The sequence below is a fragment of the Enterococcus sp. 10F3_DIV0382 genome (assembly GCF_002140245.1).
Lineage (GTDB): Bacteria > Bacillota > Bacilli > Lactobacillales > Enterococcaceae > Enterococcus_B > Enterococcus_B lactis.
This window is the reverse complement of the sequence record NZ_NGMF01000001.1, coordinates 23,438-39,528: the sequence shown is the minus strand read 5'-3', so window position 1 is coordinate 39,528 and position 16,091 is coordinate 23,438. Positions and strand designations below refer to the sequence as shown.

Annotated in this window: 16 protein-coding genes; all 16 read left to right on the top strand. The window is 40.6% G+C overall.

From position 1 onward, the window contains the following. Position 1: 1 nt before the first annotated feature. A complete protein-coding gene (locus A5849_RS00185; protein WP_002293063.1) occupies positions 2–892 on the top strand; it encodes a YicC/YloC family endoribonuclease in 891 nt (296 codons plus the stop codon). Positions 893–909: 17 nt separating this feature from the next. After that, entirely contained in the window at positions 910–1,194 is a 285-nt protein-coding gene (locus tag A5849_RS00180; RefSeq protein WP_002287356.1) for a hypothetical protein, read from the top strand. A 486-nt stretch (positions 1,195–1,680) separates the two neighbouring features. Further along, positions 1,681–2,295 (top strand): guanylate kinase, encoded by a 615-nt coding sequence (gmk, locus tag A5849_RS00175; RefSeq protein ID WP_002293062.1) that lies wholly within the window; start codon positions 1,681–1,683, stop codon positions 2,293–2,295. Positions 2,296–2,299: 4 nt separating this feature from the next. After that, positions 2,300–2,605: a DNA-directed RNA polymerase subunit omega gene (gene rpoZ / locus A5849_RS00170; protein WP_002287365.1), complete on the top strand. Its 306-nt coding sequence runs from the start codon at positions 2,300–2,302 to the stop codon at positions 2,603–2,605. Between the two features lie 252 nt (positions 2,606–2,857). Beyond that, positions 2,858–5,266, top strand: coding sequence for a primosomal protein N' (gene priA / locus A5849_RS00165; RefSeq protein WP_002310430.1), 2,409 nt, complete (start codon positions 2,858–2,860; stop codon positions 5,264–5,266). A 14-nt stretch (positions 5,267–5,280) separates the two neighbouring features. After that, a complete protein-coding gene (gene def, locus A5849_RS00160) occupies positions 5,281–5,772 on the top strand; it encodes a peptide deformylase (RefSeq protein WP_002310429.1) in 492 nt (163 codons plus the stop codon). Beyond that, complete coding sequence (gene fmt / locus A5849_RS00155; RefSeq protein WP_002344841.1) at positions 5,765–6,703, top strand: methionyl-tRNA formyltransferase; 939 nt, start codon at positions 5,765–5,767, stop codon at positions 6,701–6,703. The genes def and fmt overlap by 8 nt, the downstream gene beginning before the upstream one ends. Then, on the top strand, positions 6,703–8,061 hold the full coding sequence (rsmB, locus tag A5849_RS00150; protein WP_002314334.1) for a 16S rRNA (cytosine(967)-C(5))-methyltransferase RsmB: 1,359 nt from the start codon (positions 6,703–6,705) through the stop codon (positions 8,059–8,061). Before fmt ends, rsmB begins: the two co-directional genes overlap by 1 nt. A 12-nt stretch (positions 8,062–8,073) precedes the next feature. Next, on the top strand, positions 8,074–8,814 hold the full coding sequence (locus A5849_RS00145) for a Stp1/IreP family PP2C-type Ser/Thr phosphatase (protein WP_002310425.1): 741 nt from the start codon (positions 8,074–8,076) through the stop codon (positions 8,812–8,814). Beyond that, positions 8,811–10,880, top strand: coding sequence for a Stk1 family PASTA domain-containing Ser/Thr kinase (gene pknB / locus A5849_RS00140; RefSeq protein WP_002310423.1), 2,070 nt, complete (start codon positions 8,811–8,813; stop codon positions 10,878–10,880). The genes A5849_RS00145 and pknB overlap by 4 nt, the downstream gene beginning before the upstream one ends. 283 nt (positions 10,881–11,163) lie before the next feature. Beyond that, positions 11,164–12,063 carry a ribosome small subunit-dependent GTPase A gene (gene rsgA, locus A5849_RS00135; RefSeq protein ID WP_002310421.1) on the top strand — a complete coding sequence of 300 codons (900 nt, stop codon included), beginning with the start codon at positions 11,164–11,166 and terminating at the stop codon, positions 12,061–12,063. A 12-nt stretch (positions 12,064–12,075) separates the two neighbouring features. Next, entirely contained in the window at positions 12,076–12,726 is a 651-nt protein-coding gene (gene rpe / locus A5849_RS00130; protein WP_002310420.1) for a ribulose-phosphate 3-epimerase, read from the top strand. Further along, positions 12,727–13,365 (top strand): thiamine diphosphokinase, encoded by a 639-nt coding sequence (locus tag A5849_RS00125; protein WP_002335302.1) that lies wholly within the window; start codon positions 12,727–12,729, stop codon positions 13,363–13,365. It abuts the gene before it with no gap. 155 nt (positions 13,366–13,520) lie between these two features. Next, positions 13,521–14,375, top strand: a complete 855-nt coding sequence (mreC, locus tag A5849_RS00120; RefSeq protein ID WP_002316855.1) for a rod shape-determining protein MreC — start codon at positions 13,521–13,523, stop codon at positions 14,373–14,375. Between the two features lie 3 nt (positions 14,376–14,378). Further along, positions 14,379–14,888, top strand: coding sequence for a rod shape-determining protein MreD (gene mreD / locus A5849_RS00115; protein ID WP_002310417.1), 510 nt, complete (start codon positions 14,379–14,381; stop codon positions 14,886–14,888). A gap of 254 nt (positions 14,889–15,142) precedes the next feature. Continuing rightward, positions 15,143–16,091 (top strand): coiled-coil domain-containing protein (locus A5849_RS00110; RefSeq protein WP_373404762.1); only part of this gene is annotated, 949 nt, incomplete at its 3' end.

The window sequence follows — 16,091 nt, the reverse complement described above, 5'->3', positions numbered from 1 at the left end:
AATGAAAAGTATGACTGGTTTTGGCAAAGCCATCCGCGAAACAAAAGCATATCAGCTAGATATCGAAATAAAAAGTGTCAATCAGCGTTTTCTAGATGTCCAAATACGAAGTCCTAAAATCCTGAATTTTATTGAAAACGATTTTCGGCAGCTTATCAAACAGCAGTTAAGCCGCGGACGGATCGAGGTATTTGTGAATCTAGCTTATATTGGCAAAAACGAAAAGCAGATCGTCATCAATTGGGAATTGATTGATTCACTTATCACCCAATTGACAGACGGGATTCAACAACGATACGGGAGTCAAAATCAAGTGTCAATTCGTCGGCTGGCGGAACGCTTCGCGCTGGATGAAAACTTCGTAACGGTAGAAGAAAAACCGGAAGAGAGCATGGAAGAATTGGCACAGTTAGCTCTAGATACATTGAAAAGTGCACTTGATTCTATTGAAGCCAGTCGAGAAAAAGAAGGACAAGCCTTAGCTTCGGTGCTGAAAAAGAACACGGAAGAATTCAAACAAGTACTAAAAAAACTCAATAGTTTTGTAGACGTCTATGAACAGGAGTTTCAATTAAGGTATCAAAAAAAGCTGGAGGAATTTCTTGGAGCGAAAGTGGATGAGCAACGGTTGCTGACGGAGTTGGCTATCTTGCTGGAACGTGGAGATATCCACGAGGAACTGGATCGTTTGGCAATCCATGTCCAAAAACTAGATGAACTTATCGAGGCCCAATGTCCTGTAGGTCGGGAATTAGATTTTCTGATCCAGGAAATGAATCGGGAAATCAACACGATCGGTTCCAAATCAAACGCAATCGAAATTAAAAATCAAGTCGTCCAATCCAAGACGATCTTAGAAAAAATCAGAGAACAGGTCCAAAATATTGAATGACGAAAGAGGTTGAGACAATGAAATACTATGACGTAACGTTCCACGAATTAAGTGGAAAAACTGTTGTTAAACGGGATATCCCTTCTGAAAAAAACGGCTTTGACGTATGGAAAGATGCCTGTGCAGACTATAATGAGAACGAACTGTTTATTTTGATCAACGACGGTGCTTACGTGACGATGAATCGGAAATTTATTGTTCGAATCGACACAGAAGAGGTAGAAGATCCGACAGAAAAAGCACGTTCTCGAAAAGATGAGATCATGGGTGTAGTGAATACTTTGTCCAATATGGGCTTTTAGCAAGGATGCTGAACAAAGAAATACAATAAATAATCAGAATTGAATTTCTTCGCTTAGCTTATTTGCTCTAGGAATACATTTAAAGGTTGTGACAAAATTCGTGTCACAACCTTTTTTTATTTTGAATAAGTGATGTTCAAAAACCATTCTCTCGGTATGGAGCCAAATTTATGCAAAAATATGAGAAGCCATTTTTGTTTGGCTGTTCTTATTACTTGATGCAGGACAGCTTTTTCACGACCTCTCATACACGGCGTTCAAAAGCTTGCATCTACGGTAATAAGCCCAACCAAACGAAAAACATGAGAAGCTGTTTATGTTTGGTCGTTCTTATTACTTGATGCAGGACAGCTTTTTCACGACCTCTTGGTACAGGGTAGCTTTTTTACCAATTTCTAGCTATAATTAAAGATAACCTTGAAAGTTGCAGAAAAAAAGTGCAAAATAAACGATAAGTACAAAAAGACTAGTTGAAAGGACGTCGTCATGTCAGAGCGTGGATTATTAATCGTGTTGTCTGGTCCATCCGGTGTAGGAAAAGGCACAGTACGAAAAGCAATTTTTGAGAGTGAGGATAATGATTTTCAGTATTCAATCTCAATGACTACCCGTAAAATGCGTGAAGGGGAGGTCGAAGGCGTTGATTATTTCTTCCGAAGCAAAGAGGAGTTTGAATCAATGATCGAAGCTGGAGAGATGCTGGAATACGCAGAATATGTCGGGAATTATTATGGAACGCCTTTGTCATATGTCAACAAGACATTGGATGAAGGAAAAGATGTTTTCTTGGAGATTGAAGTCCAAGGAGCAAAACAAGTCAAAGAAAAAGTGCCCGATGGTGTATTCATTTTTTTGACTCCGCCAGATTTAGCGGAATTAAAATCACGAATCGTAGGCCGAGGAACAGATGCAGACGAAGTAATCGAAGAACGAATGAAAGTTGCAAAAGAAGAAATCGAAATGATGGCTCTTTACGACTATGCTGTTGTGAATGATGAAGTGCCGCTAGCAGTTGAACGAATCAAACACATTATTGCCAGTGAACATTTTCGAGTAGATCGCGTAATCGGTAAATATATTAAAATGTTAAAGGAGATGTAGTCTTATGATGTTAAAACCTTCAATTGACTCACTATTAGATCGTGTAAATTCAAAATATTCTCTAGTAATTTTAGCAAGCAAACGCGCACATGAGTTGGATGCAAGTGCACAACCTACACTAGATTCTTTTGATTCAGTAAAAAGCGTTGGTCAAGCTTTAGAAGAAATCGATGCAGGGAATGTAGTCAATGATCCTCATCCTGAATTAAAACGTGAACGTTTGAAGATGGAAGAAGAGGAACGTCAAGCTCAAAAAGAGCGTGAACAACACGAATTGGAATCACGTATCCGCGAAGAGCAAAAAATGTAATAAAGAAAAGTAGAGCGAACATCTAAAAAGAAAAGCAAACCCAGCTGTTTCCTTTTCAAACATTCGCCACTTATTGTCTGGTAGAAAAGGCTGTGTCTGAACTTTTTGACACAGTTCTTTTTTTTCTTATCTGCTGTTAATTTTTTGTTAGGATTTGGCAGAAAATAAGACAAATCCAGCGATCTCTAGTAAAATAGGCAAGGAACTTTTTGTCGCTTGATATGAAAAGACAAAAAAAGGAGGAAACGAACCATGACATTAACAGCTGAAGTCATTGTGGACGTACCTACTATGCAGACCGATCAGCCATTCACCTATCTGGTTCCCTCTGAAATGGAAACAGCTTTGCAAGTCGGGATGCGGGTAGAGGTCCCTTTTGGTAATGGCAATCGTCATGTCCAAGGATTTGTTATGGCTATCCAAAAATCAGAAGAATCAGCTAACCCATCGTTGAAGGCAGTGATCCGTTTGCTGGACCTTGCTCCGGTGGTCAATGAAGAATTACTTTCATTAGCTGATTACATGAAAAAAATCACTTATGCATTCAAAATCACTTGTCTACAAACGATGCTTCCGAGTGTGATGAAAGCAGAATATGATAAATTGATCTATCCTTTGGCAGATACACCAGAAATTCAGGCATTGTTTGGTCAACGGGAAGTGATTTCCTGGAAAGAAGCAGAAGAAGAAGGCAGCCTTTCTCAATTGATTCGTTGGCGCCAAGAGCAATTAGTAGATATCAAATACGAAGTCCATACACGAAATAAAGTAAAAACAATTCGTTTGGTCCGTTCCCTATTAACTGAAAAGCAAATCGAAGAAGAATGGGCAAAATTACGGCAAAATGCCAAGAAACAAAAAGAGCTTCTTTTGTGTTTATCTGAACTGAGCCAAGAAGAACCAATCGCTTATTTCAAAGATAAAGAAATCAGTACTGCTGTCTTGAATCAAGGAAAAGAAAAGGGCTGGCTGGAGTTTGTAGAATCAGAACGTTATCGCGACCCTTATCAAGACCGAGTATTTGACCAAACGACGGCATTGGAACTGAATACAGAACAAAAAAATGCTGTCGAACAAATCATCACAGCAGGTCAGCAACAAAAAGATCAGGTCTTTTTGCTAGAGGGAATCACCGGTAGTGGAAAAACAGAAGTATATCTTCAATCAATCGCTGATGTTTTGTCAGAAAATAAAACGGCTATAATGTTAGTGCCTGAAATCGCATTGACTCCGCAAATGGTCGAGCGATTCAAAGGACGCTTCGGTGAATCTGTTGCGGTCTTACATAGCGGACTTTCCCAAGGTGAAAAATATGATGAATGGCGCAAGATCGAGCGTGAAGAAGCACAAGTAGTAGTAGGCGCACGCTCTGCTATTTTTGCTCCGCTGAAAAATATAGGATTGATCATTATCGATGAAGAACATGAATCAAGTTATAAACAAGATGAGACGCCGCGTTATCATGCGAGAGATTTAGCTATTTGGCGCAGTAAGTACCATCATTGCCCAATAGTCCTTGGAAGTGCGACGCCCTCTTTGGAATCAAGAGCACGAGCTCAAAAAGGCGTTTATCAGTTATTGCAATTGAATCACCGAGCCAAAGTAGCTGCACAACTTCCAGCTATTGAGATCGTAGACATGCGTGAAGAGTTTCAGAATCATCGGACCTCTACTTTTTCTGCTAATTTGCAGGAAAAGATACAAGATCGGTTAGACAAAAAAGAACAAACTGTCCTACTGCTCAATCGTCGAGGATATTCGTCTTTTGTGATGTGCAGAGACTGCGGATTTGTTCTCCCATGCCCTAATTGCGATATCTCTCTTACCTTGCATATGGATACACGTTCGATGCGCTGTCATTATTGCGGACACGAAGAACCTATTCCTAATCGCTGTCCCAATTGTAGGGGCAACAAAATCCGTTACTATGGGACAGGCACCCAAAAAGTAGAAGAGGAACTCCGAGAACTTTATCCGCAAGCTAGGATTTTGCGTATGGATGTAGATACCACCCGAAGAAAAGGGGCACACGAACAGATTTTACAAAAATTCGGTGCAAAAGAAGCAGATATTTTATTAGGGACACAAATGATCGCTAAAGGCTTGGATTTTCCAGAAGTCACATTAGTTGGCGTGTTGAATGCCGATACCTCCCTGAATTTACCGGATTTTCGTTCTAGCGAGCATACATTCCAATTGCTGACCCAAGTTTCAGGACGAGCAGGACGAGCGGAAAAACCAGGCGAAGTCGTGATCCAAACGTTCAATCCTCAGCATTACGCCATAGAATTGGCTAAAAAACAAAACTATGAACAGTTTTATCAGCAGGAAATGCATGTACGGCATCGAGGAGGCTACCCTCCTTATTACTTTACTGTGAAAATAACTGCCAGCCATCCTGAAGAACAAGTGGCGGCAAAGAAAATCTTTCAGATTGCCAATCAACTAAAAGAAGTATTAAGTCCTCAAAGTTTGTTACTAGGACCAACACCCAGCATGATTTTGAGAGTGAAAAATCGATACTATTATCAACTGATCATCAAATATAAACATGAACCGAATCTGCCCCATGTTTTGGATGAAATCTTGAATGGAAGCCAGAAAGAACAGCGGCAAGGTCTTTTTGTGGCAATTGACAACGAACCATTAAACTTTATTTAAGAAAGGACCAACTTATGCGCTATCCTATATTGATCCACCCTAATGATAAATTAAAAATACCTGCTCAGCCAATCGACGTGATCACGGACGAAACGATTGCTTTGTTAGACAACTTATATGAGACGATGATTGCGAATGACGGAATAGGGATTGCTGCTCCTCAAGTAGGACAAAACAAAAGAATCGCTGTGATCGAAGTAGATGAAGGCGAAAAATTCGAACTGATAAACCCAGAAATCATTGAAGCAAAAGGTGAAAGCATGGACGTAGAAGGCTGTCTCAGTATCCCGCATGTCTATGGAACAGTCAAGCGAGCAGATGAAGTGACTGTACGCTATTATGACCGCGATGGAGAAGAGATAGAAGTGACAGCTTTCGGCTATTTAGCCCGTGCCTTCCAGCATGAAATCGATCACTTAGACGGTATTCTGTTCATTGAGAAAATGGTACAGCAGATCCCGGAAGAAGAACTTGAAGAATATATGGAGGAACATCTTGATGACTAAGTTAGTATTTATGGGCACACCTACTTTTTCTGTGCCAATTCTTGAAGGGCTGATAGAATCAGGCTACGAGATCCAGGCAGTAGTCACACAGCCCGACCGTCCAGTTGGGCGGAAACGAGTAATTACGCCGACACCGGTAAAAGAAGCTGCTCTAAAGCACGGTATCCGTGTGTTGCAACCAGAGAAAATCTCCGGTTCGCCAGAAATGGAAGAAATCATTGAATTGGCACCTGATTTGATCGTCACTGCGGCGTTTGGCCAGTTCTTGCCTGAAAAGTTATTGCAAGTGCCAAAATTAGGGGCAATCAATGTCCATGCTTCTTTACTTCCTAAATATCGGGGAGGTGCGCCTGTTCATTATGCCATCATGAATGGGGAGGAAGAAACTGGTGTAACGATCATGGAAATGATCAAAAAAATGGATGCAGGCGGAATCTATGCGCAAGAAAGCATGCCAATCACTAAACAAGATGATGTGGGGACGATGTTTGAAAAGCTCAGCCTTTTAGGAAGAAAGCTATTGTTAGAAACATTGCCTAATATTTTGAATGGACAAAAACCAGTCCCTCAAGACGAGTCAAAAGCCACTTTTTCGCCAAACATCACACGTGAACAAGAAGCGGTCGATTGGCATAAAACTGCAGAAGAAATCGACAACCAAGTACGCGGGATGCGTCCTTGGCCGATTGCATTCACGACCTATGAAGGTACACGCTGGAAATTATTATCGGTTGAAGTACTGGCAGAAAGTACAGACGAAGCACCAGGCACGATCATCCGAAAAGACAAAAAAAATCTATGGATTGCTTGCGGTAACCAGACCGTGTTAGCCATCAATGAATTACAGCCAGCTGGTAAAGGAAAACAAGCCGTACACGATTTTCTTAACGGAAGCGGTCAGCAAGTTCAGATTGGTCAGCAGGTGAAATAATGAAAAAAATCCCTAAAAAAATGAAAAAATCTGTACGATATATGGCATTACTGACATTAGAGCGAGTGAACAAGGGCGGCGCCTACTCGAATCTTTTGCTGAATGAGATGATCAAACAAAGCGAGCTAAATCAAAAAGACGTGGGTCTATTTACAGAATTGATCTACGGTACGATTAGCCATCAGCGACTATTGGAATTTTACGTTGCATCATTGATCGCTAAAGCAAAAAAAGTGGATGACTGGGTCAAGACGCTTCTGTATCTTTCTGTATATCAATTAGAATTTTTAGATAAAGTCCCTGCACATGCTATTTTAAACGAGGCGGTCGAAATCGCGAAAGTAAAAGGAAATCCTGGAACAGGAAAATTTGTAAATGGTGTTTTGAGGAATTATCAGCGTCAAGGAGCACCAGATCTGCAAGGCATTGCTGATCCTATCGAAAGACTTTCTGTCAAAATCAGCCTGCCTCTATGGATGACGAAACGGTTGGTGGATCAAATCGGTTACGAAGAAACTGAAAAGCTCGGTTTATCGCTATATCAGCCTAGCCATGCTAGTGCCCGAGTAGATACACGCCGACTTTCCAGAGATCAGGCCATCACTGTTTTGCAAGAAGAAGAGATCTCAGCTGAAAAAAGCCAAGTCAGTCCATACGGTATAGTAGCGAAAAAAGGGCATTTAGCTTCTAGCTCATTGTTCCACGATGGCGTCATGACGATCCAAGATGAAAGTTCGATGCTTGTAGCGCCGTCTATGCAAATCGAGCCTGAACATCATGTCTTAGATGCCTGTGCAGCACCCGGAGGTAAGACGACACATATTGCTTCTTTTTTGGATCCTTCATGCGGTGGGGAAGTGATTGCTTTAGATGTACATGAACACAAAGTCAAACTCATTGAAGAAAATGCAACACGTCTGGGTGTCTCTTCTGCTGTTTACGCTCAAAAGATGGATGCTAGAGAAGTCAGCAAGCAGTTTGAACCAGAGCAGTTCGATCGGATTTTAGTAGACGCGCCTTGTTCAGGTCTCGGGCTCCTTCGGCGAAAACCAGATATCCGTTATAAAAAACAGCCGGATGAATTAGCGAATTTACCAAAAATCCAATTGGAAATTTTAGAAAGCTGCGCACCAGCTTTAAAGTCTTCCGGTATTCTGACTTATAGTACTTGTACGATCTTAAAAGAAGAAAACCAAGACGTTGTTTCTGCTTTCTTGGAAAGACACCCTGATTTTGAGAGGATTGATGTTTTGACCAATCCTATGCTACAATCATCAATCGTAGAGAAAATGTTGACTTTGTATCCGCATCAGTTTTACACAGATGGATTTTTCATTTGTTGTTTGCGCAAAAAGTAATGAGGTGAAAAAATGCAGATTGAATATCAATCAGATGTAGGAAGACGACGTAACACCAATCAAGACTATGCCAGTGTATTTACTAGCCGTTCAGGTCTCAAGCTTGCTGTATTAGCAGATGGGATGGGTGGGCACCGTGCTGGAGACATTGCTAGTCAAATGGCGGTAACAAATCTAGGCGAAGCTTGGGAAGAACAAGAAGCTGCCGACGATGAAAAAATCGCCCAGTGGTTCATTCAATCGATTCAAGAGGAAAATATGCTGATTTATCAGCGAGGACAAGAACAGCCGGAATATAACGGTATGGGAACAACAATCGTAGCGGCAGCTCTGTCAGATGACTGGTTCACGATTGCGAATGTTGGCGACAGCAGAGCGTATTTGATTCGCGAAGATAAAATCATGCAATTGACAGAGGATCATTCTTTAGTTAACGAACTAGTCAAATCAGGGGAAATCAGCGAAGAAATGGCAGTGAACCATCCAAGAAAGAATATTTTAACACGTTCTGTCGGCATGCCAGGAACAGTCGAAGTAGATGTTTCTACTCATCTTTGGCAGCTAAAAGATCGCTTGCTGTTATGTTCAGATGGCTTGACGAATATGCTATCTGAAGAAGAAATAGGAACGATCATTAATCAAGAAGGCCCGTTATCCCATAAAGTAACTGAGCTGATTGATCGTGCCAATGAAGCAGGCGGAGCGGATAATATCACCGTTCTTCTTATCGAATATAAGGAGGACTGTGTATGATCGAGTTGGGAAAAAAATTAAATGGCCGTTATCAAATCACGGGGAATATCGGTAGTGGTGGGATGGCTAATGTATTTTTGGCGCACGATTTGATCTTGGATCGAGATGTAGCAGTCAAAGTCTTACGATTCGACTTTCAAAATGATCAAACCGCGATTCGACGATTTCAGCGAGAAGCTTTAGCAGCAACAGAACTCGTTCATCCAAATATTGTCAGTGTTTACGATGTTGGTGAAGAAGACAATATGCAGTATCTAGTGATGGAATACGTCAAAGGAATGGACTTGAAACGATATATCCAAACACATTATCCTGTTCCTTATGAAACAGCAGTAAATATTATGCAGCAGATTCTTTCTGCTATTTCTTTAGCTCATAACCATCAAATCATCCACCGAGATTTGAAACCCCAAAACGTATTGATCGATAACGAAGGTGTAGTAAAAATCACGGATTTCGGGATTGCTATTGCTTTATCTGAAACATCGATCACACAGACGAATACGATGTTGGGATCTGTTCATTACCTATCTCCTGAGCAAGCAAGAGGGAGTATGGCAACGAAGCAGTCAGATATTTATGCTTTAGGGATCATTCTTTATGAGATGCTGACAGGTAGCGTGCCGTTTGACGGCGAATCTGCTGTGACGATTGCTTTAAAACATTTCCAAGATGATCTTCCATCCATAAAGGCACTTGATCCAAATGTACCGCAAGCACTGGAAAATGTGATTTTACGGGCGACGGCTAAAGAACCTGCAGACCGTTACAAGTCAGCCGAAGAAATGTCTGATGATCTTTCTACAGTATTATCACCAGCTCGTGCAAACGAAGAAAAATGGCAACCTCATGCGATGGATAACGAAACAAAAGTTATCACACCGCTTGCAGCAGATACACCAATGCCGGATTCATTCAAATCTATGCCTCTGCCAAAAGACGAACCGAGAAACGAAACATTGCCGGTAGAGGAAGAAGATCTGCCTGACCCTAAAAAGAAAGGACAGAAAAAATGGTGGCTGATCCTGTTAGCTGTCCTCGCTGTTTTAGGAATCGGAACAGCTGTATTCTTTGCTTCTGGCGGACGAGGAGAAGTTGTTGTTCCTGATGTTTCTGATCTTTCTGAAGCTTCTGCCAGAGAAACACTCGCAAAAGCGAAATTAGAAGTAGCAACAAAAACAGAAGAAATTGCAGATGACAAAATCGAAGAAGGCAATGTGGTGAAGACAGACCCTGCAGCGGGAACCACAGTCAAGCAAAAACGCGAAGTCACTCTTTATATCAGCAGTGGCACGAAAAAAATCAAATTAGATGATTACAGTGGTAAAAGTTATGAAGATGCTGAAGCAAGTTTGAAAGAATTAGGATTTTCTGCTGATTTGATTCAAAAAGAAGAGGAATTCAGTTCAGAGGTAGAAAGCGGAATGATCATTTCGCAATCTCCATCAGAAGATACAGAAGTCGATCCTAAAACAGACACGATTACTTTCACAGTCAGCAAAGGACCAGAAACAGTGACTTTGAGTAGTCATGTAGGAGAAAACTACGAAACTGTCCGTAATTGGCTTGTTACACAAGGATTCAATATCAATAACATTAGTGCTACTTATGACTATAGCGACACTGTGCCATCGGGTTCGATCATTAGTCAGGATCCAGCCTCAGGTGAAGTTGTAGCAGAAGAAACTTACATCAGTTTTGTCGTAAGCCAAGGAACAGAACCTAAACTGAATGACATCTCCGGCTATACAAAAAGCGAAGCACAAAGTTATTTGGCTAGTATTGGTGCAGAATATATCGGTCATGAGACTTCTGAATATTCAAGTACGGTGGATAAGGACAAAGTAATCCGTACAGTGCCAGGGGCAGGTACGACGATTACCAAAGGAATGGTTGTAAACGTGATTTACTCTAAAGGATCAGACCCAGTGTCTTCTAGTTCTGAGAAAGATTCTTCAGACAGTTCTAGCAGCTCAAGTAGCTCTAGCAGTACGAGTAGCTCTTCCAAAGAAGAATCTTCCAGCACTGCAAGTTCATCAGATAGTACCTCAGAAAGCTCAAAGTAAGTTTTTAATAAAATAGAACAAAGAGGTTGTGACAGAAGTGATCAGCTTCAAGAAATAAGAAGGAATTTACGAAAATTGATTCTCAAATTTTTGTGAAATTTCGGCTTATTTTTCGAAGAAGCTACTTCTGGAACACCGTTTACTCGGAAAAAGGGACTGTGTCACAGTTCCTTTTTTGTGTTTTCTATCCCTTTTGATTAGTTTTCAAGCCTTTTACTTTGAGAAGTTTGCGTGGAACGACACCTACTTTCCTTTTCATATGGTAAAATAAACAAAAACGGAGGTGGCACTTATCAAAGGACAAATCAGAAAAGCAATCAGCGGTTTTTACTATGTATACGCAGACGGAGAGACCTATCAAACAAGAGGAAGAGGGAATTTCCGGAATCGGAAAATCACGCCGCTTGTCGGAGATCAGGTAATCTTTGAGAGTGAAAATCAAACAGACGGCTATCTTCTGGAAATTTTGCCGAGAAAAAATCAATTAGTTCGCCCGCCAGTCACAAATGTTGATCTTGGAATCATTGTCACAAGTATCGTGGAACCTGCATTTTCTTATAATCTGCTTGACCGCTTTCTAGTTACCTTGGAATATGAATCAATCGAACCGCTCATTTTTTTGACGAAGACCGACTTGTCAGACGACCCGAAAAAAATCGAAGAAATCAAACAAACCTATACTAAGATAGGCTACCCAGTGATTGTACCCAATCATGCGGGTGACACGACAGAACTGATTCGTTACTTTCCAGAACGGCTATCGGTCTTCATGGGACAGTCTGGAGCAGGAAAATCAACACTACTGAATCAAATATCTCCAGAACTGAATTTAGCAACAGGAGAGATTTCTGATGCACTTGGAAGAGGGCGGCATACAACACGGCATGTGGAGCTACTCCCTATCTATGATGGATTAGTAGCAGACACACCAGGATTCAGCTCGATTGACTTTTTGACTATCGAAGCAGGAGAATTGCCAAGACAATTTCCGGAATTTGTGGAAGCTTCTGCCCATTGCAAATTTAGAGAGTGCATGCATGCCAAAGAACCTGGCTGTGAAGTGAAACAAAGAGTAGAAACAGGTGATATCGCACAGACACGTTACGTTAATTATTTGCAATTCTTACAAGAAATCGAGAAAAGAAAACCCATGTATACGAAAAAAGAAGGTAAACGAAAATAGGAGGAACCAAGAATGAAAATAGCACCATCCATTTTGAGCGCAGATTTTGCCAATTTACAAAGAGATATTGAGTTAGTAGAAAAAGGAGGCGCAGATTACATCCACGTAGATGTCATGGATGGCCAATTTGTCCCAAATATCACGTTAGGGCCAAATATTGTTCAGGCAATCCGACCTGTCACTAAATTACCGCTAGACGTTCATCTGATGATCGTTGATCCGGAAAATTACATTCCAGCATTTGCGAAAGCTGGAGCAGATATCATTACTGTCCATGTAGAAGCAACTCCTCATATCCATCGGGCACTCCAAATGACAAAAAGCTTAGGTGTCAAAGCTGGAGTAGTTATTAATCCAGGGACACCAGTCTCCATGATCAAACATGTTTTGCCTTTGGCTGATCAAGTGCTAGTCATGACTGTCAATCCGGGGTTTGGCGGACAAAGCTTTATTGAAGAAACGGTAGAAAAAATCGCAGAACTCGCTGATCTACGTAAAGAGAACAATTGGTCTTATGCAATCGAAGTAGATGGAGGAATCGTTCCAGAAACAGCAAAAGTCTGTAAAGATGCAGGGGCGGATGTCTTTGTTGCAGGATCATATATCTATGGAGCCGAAAATCCAGTCGGACAAATCGAACGGTTAAAAGAGGCATTAGATTAAATGAAAATTTTATTAGCTGCTGGAGGTAATCCGGAAAACTGGCCGCAGCCTCTACTGACCAAATACGATGCCTATGTCGGAATAGATCGTGGTGCGCTGTATCTGCTTCAAGCAGGCTACCCAGTAGATCTGGCAGTAGGTGATTTTGATTCATTGTCGAACGAAGAGCAGGAGGAAGTATTTGCAAAAGCCAAAGAGTATGCCCGTTCACCCGCAGAAAAAGACGATACAGATACACAATTGGGGATCTTAAAGACATTTGAACGTTATCCGCAAGCTGAAGTCACTTTGATCGGCGCCACAGGCGGAAGATTGGATCATCTTTTAGCCAATCTCTGGTTAGGTCTGGAACCTCGCTTCAAACCGTTTGCCCATCAGCTTATTATTAGAGATCGTCAAAATTATTTGGCTTATTATTTGCCTGGAAAGCATATAGTAAGACAGGTTCCAAGTATGAAGTATCTAGCTTATTGCTGTTTGACGCCCGTCTCGGATCTTACATTGAAAGGCAGTAAGTATGTATTGGAAAATAAAGCAGTTGAATACCCGACATCTTATGCAAGTAACGAGTTTCTTTCAGATACCGCTGAATTTTCTTTTTCAGATGGTATGATTGCAGTTATTCAAAGCAAAGACTGACCAATGAACAAAAGGAAAAATTTTGTCTTTCAGGCTAAAAATGACAGAATCTATTATTTACTAAAAAAAAGCTTAAGAGGAGCAACTTGCCTTTTGTTTCCCGGCATTTAGTGATAAAATTGAACACAAGAGTCTAATTAATTCGAGGTGTCTTTGTGAAGAAGTTCAATCCTAATAAAAATATTATTATTACCTTGGTTATTGTTATCATCGTGGTGACGATACTAAGTGTGACCGCTGCACAGCGAGCGAATGAAGGAAAGCCTAATTTCTTCCAATCCATCGTTAATGACAGTGTTGCAATGGTTGATAAAACAATTTCTGCCCCAGTACGGTGGGTGAGAAACGGAGTAGATTCTGTCCATAGTCTTTTTTCAACTTATGCCGAAAATGAGCGGCTAAAAGAAAAAATCGATAGTTATGATGACGTTGCACAGCAAAACAAGAATTACGAGAGAGAAATCGAATCTTTGAAAAAAGAACTTGATTTGAACCAAACGCTGACGAGTTACGAAAAAGTAACGGCAAATGTCATTACTCGTTCACCAGATAGTTGGCAGGACATGCTGATCGTAGACAAGGGTTCTAAAGACGGTATCGAAGCAAATATGGCAGTCATGTCGCAAAAAGGATTGATTGGCCGAGTGATCGAAGTCAATACAGCTTCGTCTAAAATCGAATTACTGTCATCCTCTAACGAAAGCTCCAATCATTTTCCAGTACGGGTATCTTCGGCTAATGGCGAAGCATTCGGTTTGCTTAAAAACTATGATGAAAAACTCCATGCATTAGTGGTGACCCAATTGACTGGTGATACGGATATCAAAGAAGGGGATGTTGTTCAGACATCCGGTCTTGGAGGAAATTCTCCAGCTAACTTGCCGATCGGTACGGTTATCAAAACGAAACCAGACAGTTATGGTCTGGATCGGGAAGTGTATGTGAAACCTTATGCAGAAATGTATGATGTGTCAGTTGTGACGATTGTCCAACGGCTAGCGGAGGATTAGTCCATGTTGAAAAAAGAAACAATGAAGTACTATCTGCCAATCGTTCTTTTCTTTTTGATGTTGCTAGATGGCCATTTAACAAGAATGCTAGGAGAGTGGTCGAAAGGCAGCTATATGTCAAATGCCCACTTTCTGATCTTGGCATTGTTATGTTGTAGTATGGCATTTGAAAAACGCTATTTGCTAATCACCACGATTGTTCTCGGTGCAGTCTATGATGCTTACTATATCGGTGTTATCGGTATCTATGCAGTAGCTCTCCCTTTAATCGTATGGTTGATGTACGTAATGAAAGATGTCATCCACGTCAACATCTTTACTGAATTTTTCAGTATGATTATCTTTGTCACGGGTTATGAACTGTTTACGATGGTGGTCCAATTGATTTTTAAACTAGCAGTAGTAAATAACACGTATTTTATTACAAGGTTCTTAGGGCCTACACTACTGTTGAACATGATTATTTTTGTATTATTCATTTTTCCATTTAAGAAATTATTCAGTGATGAATAATTTCTTTTTTTGTTTTTCGTCTGAAAGTAAAAAAGAATTATTGTTATCTTAAAAAAAGCCCGTCTTAGCATGCCTTTTTCATGATTATTTTCTGAAACGAACAGTTTTGTCATTTTTAGAGGTTGTTTTGAAACATTTTTGTAACATAACTATTATATCGCTGACATACTGCTATGGTACAATTTTTATATCGTTAAGAAAGACTTAAATATATTTAGATATTTATTAAATTAAGCCAGTCGGAGGAATGAAGAGTGAAAAAGAGTTTAATATCAGCAGTAATGGTATGTTCAATGACCTTGACTGCCGTAGCATCACCGATCGCTGCCGCGGCGGACGATTTTGATTCTCAGATACAACAACAAGATCAAAAGATTGCAGACTTGAAAAACCAACAAGCAGATGCACAATCACAAATCGATGCCCTAGAAAGCCAAGTTTCTGAAATCAACACACAAGCACAAGATCTATTAGCAAAACAAGACACATTGCGTCAAGAATCTGCACAATTAGTAAAAGATATTGCAGATTTACAAGAACGTATTGAAAAACGTGAAGATACAATCCAAAAACAAGCACGTGAAGCACAAGTAAGCAATACAAGCTCAAACTATATTGATGCTGTATTGAATGCTGATTCATTAGCAGATGCTATCGGACGCGTTCAAGCAATGACAACGATGGTAAAAGCAAACAACGACTTGATGGAACAACAAAAACAAGATAAAAAAGCTGTAGAAGACAAAAAAGCTGAAAACGATGCTAAACTAAAAGAATTAGCTGAAAACCAAGCTGCTTTGGAATCTCAAAAGGGCGATCTTTTATCTAAACAAGCTGATTTGAACGTACTGAAAACTTCATTAGCTGCTGAACAAGCAACTGCTGAAGACAAGAAAGCTGACTTGAACCGCCAAAAAGCAGAAGCTGAAGCAGAACAAGCACGCATTCGTGAACAACAACGTCTAGCAGAACAAGCACGTCAACAAGCAGCACAAGAAAAAGCTGAAAAAGAAGCACGCGAACAAGCAGAAGCTGAAGCACAAGCTACTCAAGCTTCATCAACTGCACAAAGCTCAGCATCAGAAGAATCATCAGCTGCTCAATCTTCAACGACTGAAGAATCATCATCAGCTGCTCAATCTTCAACAACAGAAGAATCAACAACAGCGCCTGAATCTTCAACAACAGAAGAATCAACAACAG